General features: G+C 48.4%; 19 protein-coding genes. 7 read left to right on the forward strand and 12 right to left on the reverse strand.

All coding sequences use genetic code 11. The annotated features are described in order from the left end of the window. Positions 1 to 73: 73 nt before the first annotated feature. Positions 74 to 529, reverse strand: a complete 456-nt coding sequence (locus G5358_RS00515) for a hypothetical protein (protein ID WP_064342011.1) — start codon at positions 527 to 529, stop codon at positions 74 to 76. 199 nt (positions 530 to 728) lie between these two features. Between G5358_RS00515 and suhB the strand changes: the two genes are divergently transcribed. Continuing rightward, the gene (suhB, locus tag G5358_RS00520; protein ID WP_162516794.1) at positions 729 to 1532 is read left to right on the forward strand and encodes an inositol-1-monophosphatase; all 804 of its coding nucleotides are present in this window, start codon (positions 729 to 731) and stop codon (positions 1530 to 1532) included. 404 nt (positions 1533 to 1936) lie between these two features. Here suhB and G5358_RS00525 read toward each other — a convergent pair whose 3' ends face one another. After that, complete coding sequence (locus tag G5358_RS00525) at positions 1937 to 3568, reverse strand: methyl-accepting chemotaxis protein (RefSeq protein ID WP_421323383.1); 1632 nt, start codon at positions 3566 to 3568, stop codon at positions 1937 to 1939. 387 nt (positions 3569 to 3955) lie between these two features. Here G5358_RS00525 and G5358_RS00530 point away from each other — a divergent pair, with 387 nt between their 5' ends. From G5358_RS00530 to pseC, 6 genes are all read left to right on the forward strand, one after another. Then, the gene (locus G5358_RS00530) at positions 3956 to 4888 is read left to right on the forward strand and encodes a ZIP family metal transporter (RefSeq protein ID WP_019446013.1); all 933 of its coding nucleotides are present in this window, start codon (positions 3956 to 3958) and stop codon (positions 4886 to 4888) included. 168 nt (positions 4889 to 5056) lie between these two features. Continuing rightward, positions 5057 to 5749, forward strand: coding sequence for a 5'-methylthioadenosine/S-adenosylhomocysteine nucleosidase (mtnN, locus tag G5358_RS00535; protein WP_421323384.1), 693 nt, complete (start codon positions 5057 to 5059; stop codon positions 5747 to 5749). After that, positions 5746 to 6708: a cobalamin biosynthesis protein CobD/CbiB gene (locus G5358_RS00540; RefSeq protein ID WP_421323385.1), complete on the forward strand. Its 963-nt coding sequence runs from the start codon at positions 5746 to 5748 to the stop codon at positions 6706 to 6708. Before mtnN ends, G5358_RS00540 begins: the two co-directional genes overlap by 4 nt. Further along, on the forward strand, positions 6701 to 7546 hold the full coding sequence (locus G5358_RS00545; protein WP_421262778.1) for a cobalamin-binding protein: 846 nt from the start codon (positions 6701 to 6703) through the stop codon (positions 7544 to 7546). Before G5358_RS00540 ends, G5358_RS00545 begins: the two co-directional genes overlap by 8 nt. Before the next feature lie 156 nt (positions 7547 to 7702). Next, complete coding sequence (gene pseB, locus G5358_RS00550; protein ID WP_421323386.1) at positions 7703 to 8707, forward strand: UDP-N-acetylglucosamine 4,6-dehydratase (inverting); 1005 nt, start codon at positions 7703 to 7705, stop codon at positions 8705 to 8707. Further along, complete coding sequence (gene pseC / locus G5358_RS00555; protein WP_421323387.1) at positions 8704 to 9825, forward strand: UDP-4-amino-4,6-dideoxy-N-acetyl-beta-L-altrosamine transaminase; 1122 nt, start codon at positions 8704 to 8706, stop codon at positions 9823 to 9825. The genes pseB and pseC overlap by 4 nt, the downstream gene beginning before the upstream one ends. On the opposite strand, the gene G5358_RS00560 is transcribed toward pseC, so the two are convergent. From G5358_RS00560 to G5358_RS00605, 10 genes are all read right to left on the reverse strand, one after another. Next, positions 9822 to 10988: a nucleotide sugar dehydrogenase gene (locus G5358_RS00560; protein WP_421323388.1), complete on the reverse strand. Its 1167-nt coding sequence runs from the start codon at positions 10986 to 10988 to the stop codon at positions 9822 to 9824. The two genes, pseC and G5358_RS00560, sit on opposite strands and share 4 nt — an antisense overlap. Next, a complete protein-coding gene (locus G5358_RS00565; RefSeq protein ID WP_421323389.1) occupies positions 10988 to 12013 on the reverse strand; it encodes an NAD-dependent epimerase in 1026 nt (341 codons plus the stop codon). The genes G5358_RS00560 and G5358_RS00565 overlap by 1 nt, the downstream gene beginning before the upstream one ends. Before the next feature lie 161 nt (positions 12014 to 12174). Then, the gene (gene rffA / locus G5358_RS00570; RefSeq protein ID WP_216953973.1) at positions 12175 to 13314 is read right to left on the reverse strand and encodes a dTDP-4-amino-4,6-dideoxygalactose transaminase; all 1140 of its coding nucleotides are present in this window, start codon (positions 13312 to 13314) and stop codon (positions 12175 to 12177) included. Continuing rightward, on the reverse strand, positions 13311 to 14264 hold the full coding sequence (locus G5358_RS00575) for a radical SAM/SPASM domain-containing protein (RefSeq protein WP_216953974.1): 954 nt from the start codon (positions 14262 to 14264) through the stop codon (positions 13311 to 13313). Before G5358_RS00575 ends, rffA begins: the two co-directional genes overlap by 4 nt. Before the next feature lie 11 nt (positions 14265 to 14275). Next, complete coding sequence (locus tag G5358_RS00580) at positions 14276 to 14977, reverse strand: WbqC family protein (RefSeq protein ID WP_421323390.1); 702 nt, start codon at positions 14975 to 14977, stop codon at positions 14276 to 14278. 1 nt (position 14978) lies between these two features. After that, positions 14979 to 16568 carry a hypothetical protein gene (locus tag G5358_RS00585; protein ID WP_421323391.1) on the reverse strand — a complete coding sequence of 530 codons (1590 nt, stop codon included), beginning with the start codon at positions 16566 to 16568 and terminating at the stop codon, positions 14979 to 14981. Between the two features lie 257 nt (positions 16569 to 16825). Then, positions 16826 to 17824 carry a hypothetical protein gene (locus G5358_RS00590; RefSeq protein WP_227340778.1) on the reverse strand — a complete coding sequence of 333 codons (999 nt, stop codon included), beginning with the start codon at positions 17822 to 17824 and terminating at the stop codon, positions 16826 to 16828. A 220-nt stretch (positions 17825 to 18044) separates the two neighbouring features. Further along, on the reverse strand, positions 18045 to 19853 hold the full coding sequence (gene asnB / locus G5358_RS00595; RefSeq protein WP_129505123.1) for an asparagine synthase (glutamine-hydrolyzing): 1809 nt from the start codon (positions 19851 to 19853) through the stop codon (positions 18045 to 18047). A gap of 60 nt (positions 19854 to 19913) precedes the next feature. Continuing rightward, on the reverse strand, positions 19914 to 21077 hold the full coding sequence (locus tag G5358_RS00600; RefSeq protein ID WP_421323392.1) for a hypothetical protein: 1164 nt from the start codon (positions 21075 to 21077) through the stop codon (positions 19914 to 19916). Positions 21078 to 21091: 14 nt separating this feature from the next. Next, positions 21092 to 22714 carry a glycosyltransferase gene (locus tag G5358_RS00605; RefSeq protein ID WP_421312074.1) on the reverse strand — a complete coding sequence of 541 codons (1623 nt, stop codon included), beginning with the start codon at positions 22712 to 22714 and terminating at the stop codon, positions 21092 to 21094. Positions 22715 to 22727: the final 13 nt, after the last annotated feature.

A 22727-nucleotide genomic window follows, 5' to 3' on the forward strand; every position in this document is an offset into this window, starting at 1 on the left:
CATTAAAAAGCGGCGCACCGTAGGCCAAACAAGGCCACGGTGCGCCGCTTGTGCGCTCTGGCGATGGTAGATATTAGTTGATCATGGCAACCGGCTTGCGCTGGCGCAGCATGATCAGGCGGGAAAGCAGCGGGAAGTAGGACTCCAGCTTGCGCAACAGCACCCGGCTGCAGGCAGGCTCGGCCAGCTCCGACTCATCCAGCACGATGCCGTTTGAGACAAAATAGAAACGGGGGTCACGCACATCCGGCCCGCAGACCGTCAGCTCCTTGTCTCCCTTGCGGATCAGCAACGGCAAGACCGGCAAACCGATCGTCTCATCCTCTCCCCGGGCAAATCCGGCATCCTGCCAGGGCGCATCGCCGTCGATCAGCAGGATCGCCGCCTCCGTCTTGGCCGGTTGCCACTGGGCCAGGGGGGTCACGGTGATGTGGGCAAAGTGATCACCATACTCGGGTGATGACCGCAAGATGGCCAACAGTCCCTCGCTGGCCGCTGACACGTTCTGACTCACTAATGACAAATTCATGGTTCACATCCCTATGCTCATGACAGCCTGTATCCGGCTGCTGGGATAAGACTAGCGCAGATCTGGTCTATATTGGAGCCGTCAAATCTGGCAGTGGTAATCAATTGGTCGTAGGGGGATAACAGTTGCCATCGCACAAAATACTGGTATCATACCGCGTCCTTTTATCCCCCGTTCTTTAACATCCAGTGGTGAACCTATGCATCCGATGCTGAATATCGCCGTGCGCGCTGCGCGCAACGCCGGTCAAGTTGTAGTAAAAGCCTTCTCCCAGCCTGAGAACATTGAGGCTATCCAAAAAGGCAGCAATGACTTCGTGACCAACGTTGACCGTGAAGCCGAAGCGGCCATCATTCACACCATCAAAAAATCTTACCCGGAGCACAGCATTGTTGCTGAAGAGTCTGGTGAGATTGCCGGTACCAATCCGGACTACCAATGGATCATTGACCCACTGGATGGCACGACCAACCTGGTCAAAGGCATTCCGCACTTTGCCGTCTCCATCGCCCTGCGCGTCAAGGGCAAGACTGAACAAGCCGTTGTTTACGATCCGATCCGTGACGAGCTGTTTACTGCTACCCGTGGTAGCGGCGCCCAGCTGAACGGCTACCGCATTCGTGTCGGCAAGGCCAAAGAGCTGGCTGGCACCGTGCTGGCGACCGGTTTCCCGTTCAAGCAGAAGCATCACATCGAGCCTTACCTGAAGATGTTCCAGAGCATGTTCATCGAATGTGCCGACATCCGTCGCTCCGGCTCTGCCGCACTGGATCTGGCCTACGTGGCTGCCGGTCGTGTCGACGGTTTCTGGGAAATCGGCCTGAAACCCTGGGACACCGCTGCCGGTGAGCTGCTGGCAAAAGAAGCTGGCGCCATCGTCACCGACTTCGTTGGTGGCCACAACTACGAAAACTCCGGCAACATCGTGGTTGCCAACCCGCGCGTCCTGAAAGAGATGCTGGGCAAGATCCGCGAAGATCTGCCGGAGTCTCTGGCCAAATAAGCCAGCCTTCGAGCAGACAGATAAAAAAACCGGCGCAAGCCGGTTTTTTTATTGCTGCGATATGCCCTGTTCGGGCATTCCAACCAACTGCTTATGCTCTTCTTCCCCTAGCGCACGCCCCAACCGCTCGCCCCGTTCCCCCTCCCCAAAACCGTTCGTCGCCCTTCTCTCGTTAGCAAATTCGCCTTAACCAACCTTCTTGAATATCACCGCACACAGGCCGTGATAAGCACCTAGCATCCCTGTTTGCCCTGACCTTCATCCCCTTGCGAAGAACCCCAACCATCAGGCCTCGTCCCCATCGCCAGATAAAAAAACACCCGGCACATGGCCGGGTGTCGTGAGGGCATGCAAAGCGCCCCGACTTTTATGAATGAAGAGGCCGGCGTACGCCAGTCCCTTTATCAGGCGAGGCGGAAACGACCGATGGTCTGCTTCAGACCCACCGCCAGCTGGCTCAGCTCCAGACAGGCACGGGCAGTATGATCGGCGCCCAGAGCCACCTCGTTGGCGGACTCGTTGATCCGCTCGACGTTGCGGCCCAGCTCGTCGGAGACCGCATCCTGCTCGCCGCAGGCGCTGGCAATCTGGATCGCCATGTCGGCAATCTGGGCGACCGCCTCTTCAATCTGCTGGATGCCGTTGCTGGTCTGCTCGCTCTGATCCACACACAGGCGGATCATTTCGCAGCTCTGGCCCGTCACCTCTTTGGCCTGATTGGCACGCGCCTGCAGGGTTTCGATGATGGCCACGATCTCGCCGGTCGATGCCTGGGTACGACCCGCCAGAGTGCGTACTTCATCGGCCACCACGGCAAAGCCACGACCTTGCTCGCCGGCACGGGCTGCTTCGATGGCCGCATTGAGGGCCAGCAGATTGGTCTGCTCGGCAATGCCGCGGATCACATCCACAACGACGTTGATCTGGGCGGATTCACGCTCCAGCTCGGTCACCAACGTACCGGCCTGCTCGATCTCCTCGGCAACCCGGGTGATGGCCACCAGCGAACGCTGCACATCCTGATTGCCGCTGCGGGCCAGCGCATTGGCTGAACTGGCGGAGCTGGAGGCGGTTTCGGTATTGCCAGCCACATCGGCCACGGTGGCCTTCATCTGGGTCATCGCGGTCGCCACCAGCGAGATCTCCTGCTGCTGGCTCTGAATGCCCTTGGCGGACTGCTCGGAGACGGCGCTCACCTCCTCGATGGCAGTGCCAAGCTGGGTGACAGCAGCCACTACCTCTTCGATCAGACCGCGCAGGTTGTCCTGCATCTTGAGAGAGGCTTTGGCCAGCATGCCCAGCTCGTCGCGGCCGATGTGCTGACGCTCCAGCTGATGGGTCAGATCGCCGGCGGCAATGGCATTGGCCTGAGCCACTACGGCTTGCAGCGGCAGGCAGATCTGGCGGGTCAGGAACCAGGTCATCACCACCATGAATACCAGCAGGGCACCGATGCTCACCATGGCAAAGGTGGTCACCATGCTGACGCTGCCAAGCAGGCTGCCACGGTTCTCTTTGACGAAACCGAGGTTCACCTGGATCAGCGAGTTGACCGCCTGCTCCAGCGCCCCGAAGAGCGGGTTGGAGGCAAACAGCTGGGTTTTGGCCTGATCATGCTGACCCTGCACCAGCAGCATATCAAACTCGTTTACCGAACGTTGATAAGTGAGCCACTGTTGTTTGGCCTGGTTAAACACCTGGCGCTCGTTGTCGGCCCCTACGGTCGCCTCGTAGGCACGAAATGCCTCGTCAACCTTGCGAATATTCTCCTGAATACGGCCACGGCGGGCCTGCAGGTCGGCAGCATCATCCACCATCAGCAGGGCAAACTGGGCCCGACGTACATAAGAGACGTCGTAGAGCAGGGTTTCGACCGAGAGCACGCTCGGCAAAGTGGAGTCGGTAAAATTCAACACCCGATCGCGCACGCCGCGCAATTCACTGGAGAGAAAAACACCGAAGACAACGTTGACTGCGGCAATGACCGCAAAAACCACGGCAATCTTTTTGCCGATGGAGAGATTCTTGTAAAACATGATTGGCTGTTGATCCTCAACTGCTGACAAGCAGGTAAACAGTAGCGATCACATCCGTATGAGCTGATCCCGGCCATTCCTGACGGGAGATGGAAGGTTGCGAAAGCGGGGGAAGGACGATTTCGCGAGGCGCGCACTCTATCACAATATCGCCTAACGCCTCACCAGATTTCACCAAATGAATGCAAGCTGATTTCCTTCACAACCCGACATTCATCACAAAATATTTATAGCGACCAAATCATTTCAAATAGTTAACCGATAAATGCAATCGAGGCAGTGGCATGGACAAGGTGCCATCAACTCGTTGTAATGACCAACATGACCCGATGGCGGAGCACCATCCCCCTTCGTTGTAACAATTTGCTGTAACAAGAGGCCTTGTTTATGGATAACAGCTCGTATCTGCCTGCTTCAACCTGGTCTGCCCAGCTGCGTGAACAACTGCAGGCGCGGCCACTTACCGCCCTCGGTCTCTTTATCGCGCTGGCTGCCGTCTTGTTGCTGCTGTTGCAGAGTCTCATCATGCTCGCTACCGGCGAGGTGACCAGCGGCGTGCGCTACGGCCTGATCGGTGGTGCCGCCGGGTTTGCCGCCACCGCCATCGGCGCCCTGCCCGCCCTGTTTCTGCGCTCGGTACCGCAAAAGGTAGAGGACACCATGCTGGGCTTTGCCGCCGGCATGATGCTGGCTGCCAGCGCCTTCTCCCTGCTGCTGCCGGGGCTGGAGGCCGCCGAGGGGATCACCGGCAACGGCTTTAGCGCCGCCGCCGTGGTGGTGGTCGGCATGACCCTCGGGGTGCTGTTGATGCTGGGGCTGGATCAGTTCACCCCGCACGAGCATGACAAAACCGGTCCCTGCGGCCCCGGCCACGAGAGCTGCTCCCGGGTCTGGCTGTTCGTCTTTGCCATCGCCCTGCACAACCTGCCGGAGGGGATGGCCATCGGGGTGAGCTTCTCCCAGGGTGATATGTCGGTGGGGCTGCCGCTTACCACTGCGATCGCACTACAGGATATTCCGGAAGGATTGGCGGTGGCGCTGGCCATGTGCGCTGCCGGTTTTCGCCCCTCTGTCGCCGTGCTGGTTGCCATCGCCAGCGGCCTGCTCGAACCGGTTGGCGCCCTGCTCGGGGTCGGGCTCTCCAGCGGTCTTGCCATCGCCTACCCCATCGGACTTGGACTCGCCGCCGGCGCCATGCTATTTGTGGTCTCGCACGAGGTGATCCCGGAGACCCACCGCAACGGTCACCAGACCTATGCAACCCTCGGTCTGATGGCAGGCTTTGCCCTGATGATGACCCTCGATACCGCGCTCGGCTAAAGGCCCTCTCCCCTCCTCATCAATGCTTTTTGTCACCTGCGGCGCTCCCATATGGAGCGCCGCACGTCATCTCTCCTTTCGCTTGTGCCTCTCGGCGCCGACGACATCTTTTGTTATGATCTACAGCAACTTAAATTCAGCCACACGGCTATCAAGACGAGGTCAGCAATGAAAGTAGGTATTATCGGCGCCATGGAGCAAGAAGTAGCCCTGCTGCGCAGCCAGATGAGCGACCCCACCACCCTGCAACTGGGCGGCTGCGAGTTCTATCAAGGGATGCTGGCAGGCAAAGAGGTGATCCTGACCCGCTCCGGTATCGGTAAGGTCGCCGCCAGCGTCGCCACCAGCCTGCTGCTGGAAAAATTCGCTCCCGACTACGTCATCAATACCGGCTCTGCGGGCGGCTTTGCCCAGGATCTGCACATCGGTGATGTGGTGATCGCCAGCGAGATGCGTTTCCACGATGTCGATGTGACCGCCTTTGGTTACGAGATGGGCCAGATGGCGCAGCAACCCGCCGCCTTCCCCTGCGACGAGAAGCTCATCGCGGTCGCTCAGGATTGCATCGCCGAGCAGGGCAAGCACCAGACCAAGGTTGGCCTTATCTGTACCGGCGATCAGTTCATGTGCAAACCGGACGCCATCGCCAAGGCTCGCGCCGACTTCCCGCAGATGCTGGCGGTCGAGATGGAGGGTGCCGCCATCGGTCAGGTGTGCCACATGTTCAAAGTGCCCTATCTGGTGGTACGCGCCATGTCCGATATCGCCGGCAAGGAACAGGTTGAATCCTTCGATGCCTTCATCGAAGTGGCCGGCAAGCACTCCGCCGAAGTGATCATCAAGATGCTCGGCAAGCTGTGAGCGAGACCGGCTCGCTTGATTTGATGGCCGACGCCCTCCTCTCGACGACGGCGGCCATTCTGGTGGGGGCAGCCCTGCTGGAGGCGGTGATCCCGTGGCCATCCCATCTGCGTCTTTCGGCCGTCACGCCCCTGCTGACCCGGCTGGGGCACAAGGTACACAGACCCGATGGTTCACCCGGCCAGCAAATGCAGGCCGGCCTGCTAGCAATGCTGGTAGTCTGGCTCCCCTGCGCAGCCGGGCTCTGGTCGCTTCGCAATCTGGCCCTGAGCGAGCCGGTCTTCGACCTGCTGTTCCTGCTGCTGATGCTCGAATCCCGCCCACTACGCGAACTCGCCCATGCCACCCGCTCGCTCGCCACCCAGGAGACCCTGCCGCTGGCGAGATTGCAGTCTGCCCCCTGGCTCAAGCGGGAGACCGGTAAACTCTCGACCATGGGGCTCGCCAAAGCAGTGACGGAGAGCTGCGCCCTGCGCCTGGTGGGCCAATGGGCTGGCCCGCTGCTGGGATTTGCCCTGGCTGGCGTACAGGGCGCCCTGCTCTGGCGGCTGGTGCAGCTGATGAACCTGAGCTGGAGTCGCAAAGATCCCGCCTTCGACCATTTTGGTCGCGCCGCCAGCACCCTCTATCAGGGGCTCAATGCCCCCGTCATTTTGTTGCTGGGGCTGCCACTGCTGGCAAGCCGTCTCAAGCAGGCAGCGCAGTTGCTGCGAAGTGGCGCGCTCTGGCCCTATCCCGCCATGGGGATGCTGCTCACCCTGCTGGTAGACAAGTGCCGGATCCGCCTTGGTGGCCCTCGCTACTATCAGGGGGCTCTCCAGCGCTGGCCAGTCATCGGCACAGGTGCTGAGCCAGATAGCGAGACTCCGCGCAAGGTGCTCAACATTCTGCAAGGATGCGGCTGGGGCTGGTTGATACTGGCGCTGGTTGTCACGATAGCGGGGTTATTTCATGGATAGATGGCTGCGATTGCCGACTTGGCTGCCCTGCGCGCTGCTGGCCTGGTTGCCCGGCGTACTGTTTGCCGCGACTCCGAGCCGGGTGGTGAGCGTGGTACCCCATCTTACCGAACTGCTTTACGACATCGGTGCCGGTGACAAACTGGTGGCCGTTGATGATGCCTCAGACTATCCCGCCGAAGTGAAAACCAAGCCCAAGGTGGCCAATTATCGCAGCATCAATGTCGAGGCCCTGCTGGCACAAAAGCCGGACTTGATCCTCGGCTGGCGCTCGGCCCAGTCACGAATGCTGGCACCGCTGGAACAACTGGGGATCCCGATTTTCTACTCAGAGCCCACCGATTTTGCCTCGCTGGCCACCGAGATGCGGGCCCTGGGCAAATTGCTGGGTGTGGAAAAGAGTGCCAACGAGGCCGCCGATCGCTATCTGGCGCGCCTGCATGAGCTGCAACAGCGTTATGGACAATCAACCGGCGTCAAGGTGTTCTACCAGCTCTGGTACCCACCGCTCACCAGCGTCAGTGGCAATGCCTGGCCGGCTCAGGCCATCGAACTCTGCGGCGGGGTCAACGTCATGGCAAATGCCAAGACCCCCTACCCTCAAGTGGACATGGAACAGGTGATCAAAGCGAACCCCACGCTGATCCTGGCGGGGAGTCAAGATCCTGACGCCCTGAATCACTGGCAAAAGTGGCCCAATCTCGATGCGGTGCAGCACCAGCGACTCGATTTGATCAACTCGGATGAACTACACCGCTTCACCCCGAGAGCCCTCAATGGGGTTGAAGAGGTTTGCCAGGCTATTCAGCTAAGCACGCAGAGCTCCAGCACATCTTGATAAAGCTCTACTGATGCGAGCCAATCCGAGGTGGTCTGGGTGCGCCCAAATCTTTGAAACTGTTTTTGTGAATGGATCACACTCTTTGCCAAAAAAGCTGGTACTTTATTTGCTAGCATATGATTCATCTACTGTTTTTATGACGAGATGCCCACAATGTTCAACGATAAAACGCTACTGATCACAGGTGGCACCGGCTCGTTTGGCCAACGATTGGTCAAGACAGTACTGGAACGTTATAAGCCGAAACGGCTCATCATCTATTCTCGTGACGAACTGAAACAGTTCGAGATGCAACAGGAGTTTAACGACCCCTGCATGCGCTATTTTATCGGTGATGTCCGAGACGCCAACCGGCTTACCATGGCAATGCGTGGCGTCGATTACGTGGTTCATGCAGCAGCACTGAAACAGGTTCCAGCCGCTGAATACAACCCCATGGAGTGTATTAAAACCAATATCCATGGTGCAGAGAACGTGATCCAGGCCGCTTTGCTCAATCAAGTCAAAAAAGTTATTGCCCTCTCCACTGACAAAGCTGCCAACCCGATCAATCTCTATGGCGCCACCAAGCTCGCATCAGACAAACTCTTCGTGGCGGCCAACAACATTGCGGGGCAAGACCCCACCCGTTTTGCAGTCGTTCGGTACGGCAACGTTGTTGGTTCCCGCGGTTCTGTTGTTCCCTTCTTCCAAAAGCTGATTGATCAGGGTATTGATGCCTTGCCCATCACCCATGAAGAGATGACTCGTTTCTGGATCACCTTGCAACAAGGGGTGGATTTCGTTCTGGATAATTTTGGGCGGATGAAGGGGGGGGAAATATTCGTTCCCAAATTGCCATCTGTTCGCATCACAGATTTGGCCAGTGCCATGGCACCAAACCTGCCACACAAGATCATCGGCATTCGCCCGGGAGAGAAGCTCCATGAAGTAATGTGCCCTGCCGATGACTCTTATCACACCTTTGAATTTGATGACTTCTTCGTGATCGGCCCAACAATCAACTTCAATAATCGCAACAACGACTTCTCCAAGACAGCTGCGGGCGAAAAAGGAAAGATGGTCGAGCAGGGATTTGAATACAACTCTCGAAGCAACCCTGACTTTTTCTCCATTGAACAGCTTTTGAAAATGAACCAAAAGGGGAGAACTGAATGATCCCTTATGGCCGCCAATCCATCAGCCAGGCAGATATCGATGCTGTTGTGGACATTCTCAAGTCCGACTTCCTGACCCAGGGACCCGTAGTCCCCCGCTTCGAGCAAGCAGTAGCCGATTACTGTGGAGCCAAATTCGGGGTGGCAGTCAATTCAGGTACCGCAGCACTCCATGTAGCCTGTCTGGCACTTGGCGTTGGCCCCGGCGACTGGGTCTGGACATCCCCCATCAGCTTTGTTGCATCCGCCAACTGTGCTCTCTACTGCGGTGCACAAGTCGATTTTGTCGATATTGAACCAGATACCGGTAACATGTGCGCTTTGGAGCTGGAGAGGAAGCTGATTGCAGCCAAGGCGGAAGGAAAGCTACCCAAAGTAGTCATACCGGTGCACTTTGCCGGCCTCCCCTGCGACATACAGGAGATCCACCGCCTGGGACAAAAGTACGGTTTCAAGATCATCGAAGATGCCTGCCACGCCCTTGGTGCCCGTTATCATGGTGAGCCTACCGGCAATGGCCGCTATAGCGACATCACAGTATTCAGCTTCCACCCGGTGAAGATCATCACCACTGGCGAGGGTGGCATGGCCATGACCAACGACCCTGCGCTTGCCAAGATGATGCGCATGCTCCGCAGCCATGGCATCACCCGTGAACCGGAAGACTTTATCAATGAGCCGGACGGCCCTTGGTACTATGAGCAGCAGATGCTCGGCTTCAACTACCGCATGACCGACATTCAGGCTGCGCTGGGGTTGAGCCAGATGGCCAATCTGGAGACATGGATTCACACGCGTAACGAGATTGCCCAGTACTACTTCGAAAGACTGGCACCACACCAGCTACCTCGTCATTTCAACACCGAGCGGCGTAGTGCCTTCCATCTCTATGTTCACCATGTAGCCCCTGAACAACGCAGTGCGCTCTTCCAAAAAGTACGTGCACAGGATATCGGCGCCAACGTGCACTATATACCTATTTACAAACAACCTTGGTATCAAAAGTGGACTCATACTACCCTGCCCTCTACTGAGCAATTTTACGCAGGCGCAATGACCTTGCCACTCTTTCCTGGTTTGACAAAAGCACAGCAATTGAAAATATGCAGTCTGCTTTAGTCGTAGCCAAAAATGTCTCGTGTATAGACCTTATCAATCACATCGGCTAAATCAGGACTCATTCGGTTGGCAAGTATAATGTCACACATACCTTTAAATACGGATACTTCAGTGATGACTTTTGACCTAAAGAAATAAGGTTCCATTAAGGATGGCTCATAAACAACAACCTCAATACCCTTCGCCTTGATTCTTTTCATGACTCCCTGTATTGCCGATGCTCTAAAATTATCCGAACCAGCCTTCATAACTAGTCGATAAATACCCACTCGTTTAGGATTAGTCGCGATAACTGTATCGGCAATAAAATCTTTTCTCGTTGTATTAGCATCAACAATAGCTCTAATCAGGTTGCTGGGCACTTGGTTGAAATTTGCCAGAAGCTGCTTGGTGTCTTTTGGCAGACAATAACCTCCATAACCAAAAGATGGATTGTTGTAATAGTGGCCAATACGAGGGTCCAGGCAAACACCATCAATAATATCCTTTGTTTCTAGATTATTTTTTTGGGCATATGTATCCAACTCATTAAAAAATGCGATTCGCATCGCCAGATATGTGTTAGCAAATAATTTTACAGCCTCTGCTTCCGTACTTTCAGTAAAAATGACTGGCACATTTTTTTCTATTGCCCCATCAATCATAAGTCTAGAAAATGTTCGTGCATATTCACTTGTTGCCCCGACTATAACACGTGATGGATAAAGGTTATCATATAATGCTCTCCCTTCACGTAAAAACTCGGGGGAAAAGAAAATATTCTCGTAATTATGAGTCATCCGCATTTTAGCGGTAAAACCAACAGGAACAGTAGACTTGATTACAATTACTGCCTCAGGATTAATTTCCATAATATCAAAAATAACTGACTCTACCGACGCAGTATCAAAGCAATTTGTATCAGGATCATAATTAGTGGGCGTCGCAATTATAATATAGTCAGCATGTTCGTAAGCGGTTGATTTATTCAAGGTTGCGGTAAGATCCAAAGTCCGTTGTTTAAAGAACAGATCGATATCAGAATCAATAATTGGAGATTGTCGCCTGTTAATCATGGACACTTTTTCTGGATTGACATCAAACGCAACAACATGATGGTTCTGAGCTAACAATATTGCATTAGACAAACCTACGTAACCTATACCGACAACGGCAATTTTCATTATTGAACCTTCACATCCAAAAATTGATAATAAGAGCGATACCATTCAACAAAATTCTGTATGCCCTGTTCTATCTTCATTGATGGGCGATATGAAATAGTAGCAAATAAATCCTCAGTATCCGCCCATGTCGCATAAACATCACCCGACTGCATGGGCATCATATTTTTTATAGCTTTAACCCCCAGCGCTTGCTCGAGAGATTGAATAAAATCAACTATTTTAATCGGCCTACCATTACCAATGTTAAATATACGATAAGGGGCACTGCTATCAGCTGGAGAACCAGTTGCGCAACGCCAGGCAGAATTTTCAACCGGTATCACGTCCGCTACCCGGATCACACCTTCAGCAATGTCATCTATATATGTGAAATCTCGGCTTAACAGACCATTGTTATATACATCTATTGGCTGTCCAGACAGCATACATTTAGTAAATTTAAATAATGCCATATCCGGCCGTCCCCACGGGCCATAAACTGTGAAAAAACGCAATCCTGTGGTTGGGATACCATACAAATGAGAATATGTGTGCGCCATCAGCTCATTCATTTTTTTTGTCGCTGCATATAACGAAATAGGATGGTCAGTGGGTTCACTCACTCTAAATGGCATTTCCTCATTCATTCCATATACGGAGCTAGAAGATGCATAAACAAGATGCTCAATATGATGATGACGACAACCTTCCAGAATTGCCAAAAATCCGTCTACGTTGCTATCAATATAAGAAAAGGGAGACTCCATTGAATGGCGAACACCGGCTTGAGCGGCAAGATGAATTACTCTGTCAAACTTCTCTTTGGAAAAAAGAGTCAGGATAGATTTTCTATCAGAGACATCCATTTTTACAAACTTGAAGTTAGAAAATGGAGTTAACTGTTCAAGTCTACTTAATTTAAGAGATACCTCATAGTAATCATTTAGGTTATCAATACCTATAACCTGATACCCTTTCAAGCACAGTAGTTCGCACACCTTCGCACCGATAAATCCCGCTGCACCAGTTACAAAATATTTCATACGACATACCTGTTAAAAATTGCTTTTGGTTATACGCTAAGGTGAAATCATTATCTTACTGAGTGCCAATATCCATATGTATATTACAAATATTATAGCTTATGAATATTTATAAGATCATTAATAAAATGCATCTAATTCATTTAAATTTATGATTAGCTTTAATTATTGACTACAAAAAAGTGTCTGACCGCATCAATAATGAATACTTGCTCCGACTCAGTCAGGCTTGCATGTAAAGGTAAACGTAACAGCATTCTAGAAACCGCTGTGGTATTTATATCATCGCCATGAAATCTACCATATCGAATACCAGCCGGACTAGAATGCAGAGGTACAAAGTGTGAGGTAACTTCCACATTAAGATTGCGCATGAATTTAAATAATCCCTGTTGTTCGTCAGGGGATCTTGTTCTTATATGATATATATGAGCATTATGCTCAACATGTGCCGGAACGGCAGGAAGTGTGAGCACTCCAGCATTAGCCAACTCAGATAAACATGTATGATAAAAAAGCCATTTTTTTAATCTAGCATTCGTAATTTCTCTCGCGTTTTGTAATTGCTGCAACAAGACTACAGCTTGAACCTCTGACATTACATAACTAGATGATAAAATTTGCCATGTATATCTATCAACCTCTCCACGCAAAAACCTTGAACGATCAGTTCCTTTCTCCTGAATGATTTCACATATACCATGGTACTTATCTTCGTTTACTAAAAAAGCCCCGCCCTCACCACCGGCATGAATATTTTTAGTATGATGAAAGCTGACGCAGCCAAATTGACCAATTGAACCAAGTGGCCGTCCTTTATATGTTGACATGATACTTTGTGCAGCATCTTCAACCAATACAAGATTATAGCGATTGCATATATCGACTATAGAAGACATTTCTGATGCAACACCGGCATAGTGAACAACCACTACGGCTTTCGTTCTAACTGTAATAGCCTCTTCAATAAGCTGCTCATTTATATTCAAAGTGTCTGGCCTGATATCGACAAATACTAATTTTGCGCCCCTTAAGGCAAAAGCACTTGCAGAGGTAACAAATGTAAAGCTTGGCAGTATTACCTCATCCCCTGGCTGCAAATCCATCGCTAAAGCTGCCATCTCCAAAGATGCACTACAGGATGGCGTTAAAAAAACTCGCCTTGCATTATATATATCGTGTAATAGTTCCTCACATTTTTTTTTATTAACACCGATACCTAAACATTCTCCATCACTTTCAGTGATATGGCCAATATTATTGGGGCGATTATATGGTATCCAATTGCGATATGATTTCATTTCATAATAACCTTAATGTCACTGACAAGATTTGCATAACTTCTTCCTGAATCAGGCCATGTTGTCAGTCTCCAATCAGGACATTGCCCACAAAAAGTATGGCATTTGAAATCGTTATTAAGATGAGCCTCTCGCAGTTCGTTTAAAAATGCTCCCTGCCAAGCAGTTTTTAGCGTTGTCTTCCTGTAATCAATGAAACTGGATGCATACGCCCAATCTGTCGGGCAAAAAGAAAGCTCACCTTTTGGATCCAGGGTCAAACGCTCCCATGGATATAAGCATGGGCGCCTTGACTCATGGGAATGAGCTTCCCCTTGAGCCAACATACCTGCCGCCGAATGTAAATTCCTGATCAGCACTTCATCAGCTCCCTGATTTTTCCAAAAAAGAGAAAAATCATCTACCTCATCTTCATTTCCTGCCTGACGAATAAAACTCACAACAATACGAGTTCTGTATTGCCCTGTCTTGATATGTTCGATCATTCTAATTATATTACGTCGCACTTGCTCAAGACGCCCGCCACGAATCTTCGCATAAGTCTCATCGTTAAAGGCATCAATGCTGACATCAATCATATGAAGGCCACTTTCTAATAACTGTTTTAGTTTTTTCTCATTAAGAACTGTACCATTAGTGGTTAACGTGACAAACGTGCCACTATGCTCGACAGCATACTGGATCATTTCATGTGCATGTGGATGCATAAGTGGCTCACCATTGCTGGTATATCGTATATACTGGCAATGTCCGTCGCTATTGTCTCTTATATCATCGATCAGCTTCTTGTTTAGTTCAGGGTCTAACAATCTTGCGGAATAATGTTCAGACTCTTTAAATTGAGGGTGTGGACAATGTATGCATCTTAAATTACAAATTTCAGCAATATCTACAATGACCTGTGATGGAAACTCCGATGACAGTCGATCATAGAAACCATATTTAGCCATGAGTCCTCCTATTAATAATTTAGTTCGCTATGAACAAAATCACCGCCAGCACATAATAAAGCATCGATAATACTGACGCGGCAATCAAAACCAGGTCCGTTCTGGGGATAGCGAGCATATTCAGGATATTCCATCCAGGCAACACCGATACCCCTTTCCTCAAAGCGCCCGATATCTAAATAATTTTTTGCCGCCGGCCCAGAAAAATAAATACTTGCATCAGCTCTTTCAGCAATGACGATCAGTCTTTCCGTTGCATCGCTAAACCCCCCCCCATTCAAGTAATGACTATCCGTAAAGATGGGGGTGGTGATCCCTAATAAATGCATGATTTTTTTAATAAACATGATATTTATATCAGAGATATACTCAAATTCACGTGCATCTTCATACCAAGATTTAATTTCATCTATATATCTATCAAAAAAAAGCGCCTTTTTGTATCGCTCTTTAATTATAGCAAAATGTTTCTGACACCATAGATTATCGACAACTTTTGTGGATGATATTCTCTGATTTCTATCAACATGACATACGGGTATTGTTAACCATACAGCACCCTGTGTGGTCATAATCCTATTGCGGTTACGCCAATCTCTTGTTGTATACTGGACAGAATCAAGAAATATAAATTCGTCCACCCTGTTTATAATATCAAAGTAGCCTATCCAAGGAATATAATTAGATTGAATGATTGCTATCTTTTTATGCAAGTTAGTATGCTCTTAATATTTTTGAACGTGTTAAACCACATGAAATCATCTGTGCTTTAATCTCGGGCCAGTAATCAGAAGCAATAATAACCACATCAAGTTCATTGGTGGCCTCCAGTGTAAATTTTTCTATTGGGGCATTACAAAATATAGCACCAAATTTACTATCGTCATTATCAAAAAAACACTTCACCTTTATTTCCCTGTCAGTAAAAACAAGGTCAGAATGAAGTTTTCCATAGAATTTTTTTGCGCCAGAGCCAGTGCCAAAAATAGCTATTTTAATATTTCTTTTTCTTCCAAATCGATAGTAAAACTCATCTGGCAAATTTCGTTTAAATCGATACGTAAATTTCTCTGAAAATGAACTTTCAAGTAAAAAACCTCTGATTTTCGGCAAGATAACGTCAATATTATGAAACTGTTCAACATAGTTGCAGCAGCTTCTTGATTTATTTTCGAGAAAACCATATTGGAATACATCTTCAAGCATAACATGAATATCATTTCGCTGTGGGGAAGGCTCCCCAATTAGCGAGAGATAAAGACTTGAGCCTTCATCAAACTCGTCTGAAGCTTCATCAAGCCACACCCCTTTCACTAGACGACGGTATCCTTTAACACAAGAGTCTATGGCAATCACAGGTAATCCGATCATTGCAAGATGATATGCTGAGGAGCCCATTGCAACACCGAAATGATATTTTTCAGATTCAATTAGGCTGTATATATCAGATTCATTTCTCTTTCCTAAGATACGAATTTCAAGGCGTTCATGCGCAAGCTTTTTATATGATTCAACTTCATCCTCATAGAGAGCATATCCATATCCTATCAAATCAAAAAGTATATGCAGCTGAGGTTTATTGTTAAGAACAACATTCAAGCTGTCAATAAAACTCAAGATGCTTTCATTCTTGAAAAAGTCAAATCTCCCGAGCCAGAGCACCTTCATAAACTCTTCTGGAGCAGAAATATTGTACCGTATCTTTTGTGTTACGGGCTCAACAGGAACAGTGGCAGATGAGTGATGATTAAGTGGAACAGAAAAATACTCAGAATTATATTTACGATATATGTCATTGGGATACCAGATTGCATGTGCTCGATCCAACTTTAATAATAATTGGCGCTGGTAGTGCCAAGTTTCATTAATTAACTTTGGTTTGAATGCACGAGATGCGTTAAATCCAATCCCTGGCTCCCAGATACTCCAAGCTTCTGGATGCAACATCCCAGTCAATATATGAACTCTTTTATTTCCATTGAAGACATGCATAGCCCTATGCAAAACTTCAAAATATGAAGCGAGAACATATATATCTTCCCCAAAAAAATCATCAATAATTTTCTGTCCAAGTGCCCCCAGATACGATTGATTTGAAATAGAAACAAAGAAATCATCCATTTCTGGAATGATATACTTTTTTATCTTTACACTCTTGTTATCCAATAGCCCAAAAAGTGCAGAGTCCTCGTATCCAACTACGGCAACGGAATCACCTAATCCAACAAGATAGTCAATAAATCTACAGTTAAATGTCTCCGCACCACCGACACTCTTATTGAAATCAAAAACAACAATGTTCACGCCGCCCCCACAACCCTGTGTTAACAATACGTCGAATAAAATTACCAGCCTTAAATAATAACTGATGCGATTAATACCATTTTTTCAAAAAATGAACAATCTATAACATATAGGAATCTCTAAAAATCAATACACTAGCTCGAACTGGTTCGTCAAGGAAGAATCAAAGGATAAATTTAAAGAGTAATTCATAAAAAATTGGAGACTAAAAACAAAAGGAAAGTAATAAAATAACTTATAATATCTATAGCTATTTATCAGTTTAAAAAAACAACTCTCCCATCAAATTTCATCAATAAAGCACGTCTAATTTCCTCTCGATAGAAATCCGATGCTATATAGACTGGTGAATTAATAGCATCTAAATCCCCCAACGTGTTAACCTTGAAGTCATTCATAGCATGCGAGTGTTCATCAACAATAATATTAATTTTTTTCCTGTGCTTGGAAAATTTTAAAATGGCCTGTCCGATATGACCAGCACCATATAGAAGTACTTCAGAATAACTATTGCTTACCTCATCGAAGATGAGCGTATGATTTAGAACATTATCCGTGAAAGGATATTGAACAACTTGGCTCAACAAATAGATGTCATCAGAGCACAACGCTATCACTTTATCAATAGAAATCAAAGGGTTATATATTATCTGCTGCGGAGAAACAAATTTATCTTCCAGACATTTTCTAGCCACTAGGAAAGCATATTGTTCAGTTGTCTGATGCTCAACGACGTCTGACAATGAGCCAAATGTATACTCACCATCAGTACCTCTCCAACCAAATACTAACTCAACGACTTCATAGTTGTTTGAAAAACAAAGTGAAATGAAAAAATCAACATTATATGTAAAAAGTCCATGTGGGGAATGCTTCATAGGCAAACAATGAATCATTAATCCATTTTTCTTTGTAATGTTATGTATTGACGCAAAAACATTATATTGATTAAAAACATGTTCACTAGTTCCAAGATTAGTTACCACATCATACTGATGAGATAACTCGAGCATCTGACTATTAAAATCGCAAAATATTGTCCCATCATAAACATCCACAGAATCATATTTTAAACCTAGGTTTTCATACATAGATTTTGTAAAATCACCATCCTGATAATTCTTTAATTCTTCATCAATTATCTCTGCCGAGTTTAATGAATAAAACTGCTGGCACCCTAACTCAATTATCGAATTAAAGTTTTCAGGAAAGTGATTCTTCATTTTATTAAACATAGCTGGCGTCATACCCATCACAGAACTCCCGTAACATATAATATGAAGTTATAAGAAAGACTTATCAATTCACGAATGAATTATATTTCACAAACAATGTAAACAAGGCTATAATTTCAACCGCAGTTATAAACTTCAAAAATTCTTCGCCTTAATTATATAGCCATAAAATATATTCATAATAGTGGGCTCGGTCATTATAATTAATATTATTTAATAACTTTTAGCCCAAAGCGTTATCTCACAAATTGAACTCATGGGACTGCAACCAGATCTCAAGCACCAATAAACCCCAAACATGATAGAAGGTCATACCGTCAAACTGGTTATCCAGCAACATCCGCAACCGGTCGGGAGCGATAAACTGATGCAGACAGAGCTGGCCTGAAGAGGCCTGCTGACGCAGTTGCGTAATCGCACTCTGTTTGGCCTGTTGATTGAACGGATCTATGCTGAAACCCTTTTTCGGCCTGTCGATCCATTCCGCCGGCAAGTAGCGTTTGGCCAACTGGCGCAACAGGAACTTACCCTGTCCTTGTGCAATCAGCTCTGACTGTGCCAAACCTGCGGCAAACTGAGCTACTTCGGTCGACAGGTAGGGCGTGCGGCACTCAAGGCTGTGCAGCATGCTCATTCGATCTACCTTGGCCAATACCAACGGCAGATAATTGGCAATATCGGCCTCACGGAGGCGATTAAGATACGGGCGGCTATCCATATCGATACGCCTGCGCAGCGCCATCAAGTGATCACCAGTACCGGACGGAATGCGACCGAACAACTGTTCCAACTGGCGATCGGCATACAGCAAGATGCGACCAGAGTAGTACTCCCGCCCAAGATGCCAGCTACGCGCCTGCATCTGTTGCTCTCTGCCCTCGGCGGCGACCAGTGTCTGCAGGTAACGGCCATAACCGCCAAACAGCTCATCCCCCCCGTCACCCGTAATCGCGACGGTGACCTGCTGACGAGCAAGCTGCGAGACCATATAGGTCGGTACACAGGAGGTGTCGGCATTGGGCTCATCCATGCGCCGCGCCAGATCACCAACCTGTTCAACAAAAGCCTCGGGACGCAGCAGTTGCTCAGTGTGTTCGGTTCCGAGAAAGTCGGCAAAAGCCCGAGCCTCCTCATGTTCGCTCTCCGGCGCCTGTTCAAAACCGATGGAGAAGGTGCGGATCGGCCGTTGCAAACGACGGGTGATCAGGGCCACCGCCGTCGAGGAGTCGACACCACCGGAGAGAAAAGCCCCCACCGGCACATCGGCGACCAAGCGGCGCGATAACGAACGCAGCAACAGATCCTCAAGCTGGTCAACCTGCTCCTCCAGCGGGCGTGACGGCATATGGTCACCGGCACAGATAAAGTGGAAGTAACGCTCTGCCTGTGAGACCGCTCCTGTCACGGCACGCATCAAGTGCCCCGGCAGCAACTTTCTGGCGTGTTGATACAGGGTGCGTTCCCCGACGGGGTGCTGGAAAGCCAGATAATGGGCGACTGTATCAACCGTAATGCGGGCAGGGAATCCTGGCACCAGGGTCAAAGCCGCCAGCTCGGAGGCAAAGACCAACAAACCGTCAAACTCGGCATAATAGAGTGGCTTCTCGCCAAACGGATCACGCGCCAGCAGCAACTCCCTGCGCTCACGATCATAGTAGGCAAGTGCAAACATCCCCTCGAGCCGGGTCAGAAAGTCAGCACCTTCCCGTACCAGGCCATTGACCAATACCTCGGTATCAGAATGGCCAGTAAATGATATGCCGGCGTCTTTAAGACGCCCCCCCAACTGAAGATGGTTGTAGATCTCCCCATTAAATACGATACAGGCTCGTTGCTGTGCATCATGCATTGGTTGATGCCCGGCAGGCGATACATCCAGAATACTCAATCGACAATGTGCCAGAACACAGCGTCCGTCATCCGACTCCCAAAGACCCCGGTCGTCAGGCCCTCGATAGGTCATCGCCTCCGCCATTCTATTAGCCTGCTGTTTCAACCACGCAGGATCATGTTGACCATGAATACTCATTATTCCGGCTATACCGCACATTTTATAACTCCCTAAAGGTAAGCCAACACATGATGTCACGCATGAGACATCATAGAATAATCAACTATCATGCGATGGCTTTTCCAGAACGAATAGCACACCAGCGACTTCCAAATCCTCCCATCCCAGTGATGCATACTCATCTGCGAAATCGACAGAGACTTCCTGAATATGCTCTCTATCATTCTTCATATATTTATCTTCAGCAACAATCCTGAAGCCACATTGTAAAAATATCTGTCGATAATCACTATAACGCAGCTGATTACCATGTAAAAAGTGGCCAGCATCACCATAATGGTCACGCCACTCTGACTTGCCTATTGTCAGGAAATCAAGTGGTCGTGAAAAATCCCGGTGGTCTCGGAGGTCAATCCAGTGAAAAGCAAAACCACCTGATGCTAATAGCTCAAATGTCTTGGCTACGAATGAATGAATATCTACAACATGCTCCATTACGGCACACGAATAGCATACATCATATTTTTCATCATCATTGAAATCTTCAAGCTTTATCTCAGGAAAGTAATTTAGTCTAGTGCCATGATGATCATGAAGATGGAATGATTCAACATCATCATTAAATACAATGTCATCATTTACCTTACATGGGACATTGAAAAGCCCCATTAAATCTTTAATCATTGAAACATGATCATTGAAAGGATATTTCCCGCTTAGTCCCGGGAATGGCTCGATCGCGGTCCACTCCCCTCCCCATCGTAATAGACTATATATCTCCACCCCAAGGGAATGACCAAAACCTATATGTAAAAATCGATTTACCGGCTTTGAAATATATTGTTTACGGCATTTCTCGAAATGATTACCAAGTGATATGTGATAAAAAACACTGCCACTGGTGTTTTTACTTCCTATTATCTCATCCACGAGCTCACGTCCAATTAGCCCTTTCACTTCCTGCTTCTCTCGATCTTTTTTTTCACTTTCCTCATCATAAGGAAAGGGTAAATATAAATCATCCAACCCCAATTTGACGAGTTGAGCACAGATATCTGAGACATGCCTCTGAAGACAAGAGAGAATAATAAAACTTGGCTTATATAGATGAATTTCATCAGGAGAGATAATAGGAAGCTCACCCTTAAACTGACCATGTAAATTTTCGTTATTATCAGCAATAGCCAATATTGAAAATCGTTTAGGAAGTCTTTTTATAAATGAATCACAAACTTCACCAGCACCGAACAAGATAACATCCATATTCCGTCTCCGATTTATTTTTTAATAGTCAGTGCCAGTGTTTTTTCAGCAAGTATACGTGGTGAATAATGCTCACTCATCTTTTCCACCAAACCAACTGGTGTTTTCTCTCCACTCCCCATTAATAATGACACTATCTTTTCAACCATCAAACCCCATTCCCCATAGGGAATCAAGTCACAAGAAAACTCTGTCAGTACAGTTTCTCTATTTCCTGGAATATCTGTCGCTACAACAGGACAACCAAGTGCCTGTGCTTCCAAAATAACATTAGACATTCCCTCATGACTGGAGGTGGAAATGAGCAGGCTGGCACAACTTAACCATTCAAAAATATTATCTTTCACACCCACGACATGAATGTTATCGCGGCACGGCTGCTGCGCAATGCAAGCAAGGACCTCTGAGCGCAATGGTCCATCACCGATTAAAATTGCATGGGTTTGAGGAAGTTTGGCAATGACAGAAGCGACAACCTCTATAAAGCGACATGGGGACTTTTCCGGAGACAGTCGCATTATCCCCATCAATATTGGGGCCGATAAATGAATATCTAACTGCTGTAAAGGCTCTTGTCCCTCAACCCGCTTGGCCATGACCGCATTTTTCACTACGGGGATGCTCGATTCAGGCAAATTTAGCCAGCGAGCATACGACTGCGCCCCTGCCATGGAGTTAACACTCAAAACGATTCCTGGCAACTCGGTCATCAGACGATAGTAAGCTGCCAACCTCGACTCATCATAAACGGCCAGGTATTCAGGAAACTCTGAGGGTGCAACACTCCTTCCAGAGATAATGATCTGTTCTACTCCCGCGAAAATTGCGGCCATAGAAGCAATGACATTACCGTCTTCTAGATAGGCGATAACCAGTTTGGGCTGAACACGTTGCATATAGTCATAGGCAGTGAGAATGCCGTGAAGCAGTCCGGGCTCAAAGAAGGGTGCCAATTGATTAGCCAACTGGTAGCTATTTTCCTCCTGCTCCAAGTTCGGCCAGCACTCACGGGCAGAAGGCACGAAGTAGAGCTCTACACCATGAGTACGCAAAAGCGCCTCCCAGTTATTAACCTCCAACCCCTTATTCTTCACCGAGATCAAATGCACTTCCCATCCCTGCTGGCGCAATCCGATGGCCAGCAATACCATCTGCCGCTCAGCACCGCCTTTGACCAAGGAGTGGATATATAGCACGACACGCTGCACTACTTGGGGCAGCCGATGTGCTCGACGCTCGCGGATCAACCGCTCAAGCTTTTGCTGCAACATCGCCGATGGCTGGCAGGTTGCCTCAACATAGGGAGTGATATAGGGATAGTCGCCATAATGACCTAGTTGCTCGATAATCTGCCCACCGAATTGCTGTAAATCTGAAAAGATGACAATGACCACCTCCTCTGCTGGGTAATTATTAAGCAGTTCTGGCCCTACAATCGGAATGCCACAGGCGAACTGACCGACTTGAGGACCGTTAAGACCATCGATGATGGCGACGAATGGATAAGGGGATTGGAGCACATGATAATAAAGATTTCCCGCCACCCCCCAGGCAATCGCCTTGCGTTTCCCGGACAGCAGTTCCTGATGCAATAACGCATCAAAAGGCAGGGCATGTTTCATCGACAGATCCAGCATGTGTCGGTTTCCT

Source organism: Aeromonas sp. 604176 (assembly GCF_049170755.1).
Taxonomy (GTDB): domain Bacteria; phylum Pseudomonadota; class Gammaproteobacteria; order Enterobacterales; family Aeromonadaceae; genus Aeromonas; species Aeromonas veronii_A.

Coding starts and splice junctions, on each gene's coding strand:
- G5358_RS00515 (WP_064342011.1), bottom strand. CDS start 529: ATGAATTTGTCATTAGTGAGTCAGAACGTGTCAGCGGCCAGCGAGGGA.
- suhB (WP_162516794.1), top strand. CDS start 729: ATGCATCCGATGCTGAATATCGCCGTGCGCGCTGCGCGCAACGCCGGT.
- G5358_RS00525 (WP_421323383.1), bottom strand. CDS start 3,568: ATGTTTTACAAGAATCTCTCCATCGGCAAAAAGATTGCCGTGGTTTTT.
- G5358_RS00530 (WP_019446013.1), top strand. CDS start 3,956: ATGGATAACAGCTCGTATCTGCCTGCTTCAACCTGGTCTGCCCAGCTG.
- mtnN (WP_421323384.1), top strand. CDS start 5,057: ATGAAAGTAGGTATTATCGGCGCCATGGAGCAAGAAGTAGCCCTGCTG.
- G5358_RS00545 (WP_421262778.1), top strand. CDS start 6,701: ATGGATAGATGGCTGCGATTGCCGACTTGGCTGCCCTGCGCGCTGCTG.
- pseB (WP_421323386.1), top strand. CDS start 7,703: ATGTTCAACGATAAAACGCTACTGATCACAGGTGGCACCGGCTCGTTT.
- pseC (WP_421323387.1), top strand. CDS start 8,704: ATGATCCCTTATGGCCGCCAATCCATCAGCCAGGCAGATATCGATGCT.
- G5358_RS00560 (WP_421323388.1), bottom strand. CDS start 10,988: ATGAAAATTGCCGTTGTCGGTATAGGTTACGTAGGTTTGTCTAATGCA.
- G5358_RS00565 (WP_421323389.1), bottom strand. CDS start 12,013: ATGAAATATTTTGTAACTGGTGCAGCGGGATTTATCGGTGCGAAGGTG.
- rffA (WP_216953973.1), bottom strand. CDS start 13,314: ATGAAATCATATCGCAATTGGATACCATATAATCGCCCCAATAATATT.
- G5358_RS00575 (WP_216953974.1), bottom strand. CDS start 14,264: ATGGCTAAATATGGTTTCTATGATCGACTGTCATCGGAGTTTCCATCA.
- asnB (WP_129505123.1), bottom strand. CDS start 19,853: ATGTGCGGTATAGCCGGAATAATGAGTATTCATGGTCAACATGATCCT.
- G5358_RS00600 (WP_421323392.1), bottom strand. CDS start 21,077: ATGGATGTTATCTTGTTCGGTGCTGGTGAAGTTTGTGATTCATTTATA.
- G5358_RS00605 (WP_421312074.1), bottom strand. CDS start 22,714: ATGCTGGATCTGTCGATGAAACATGCCCTGCCTTTTGATGCGTTATTG.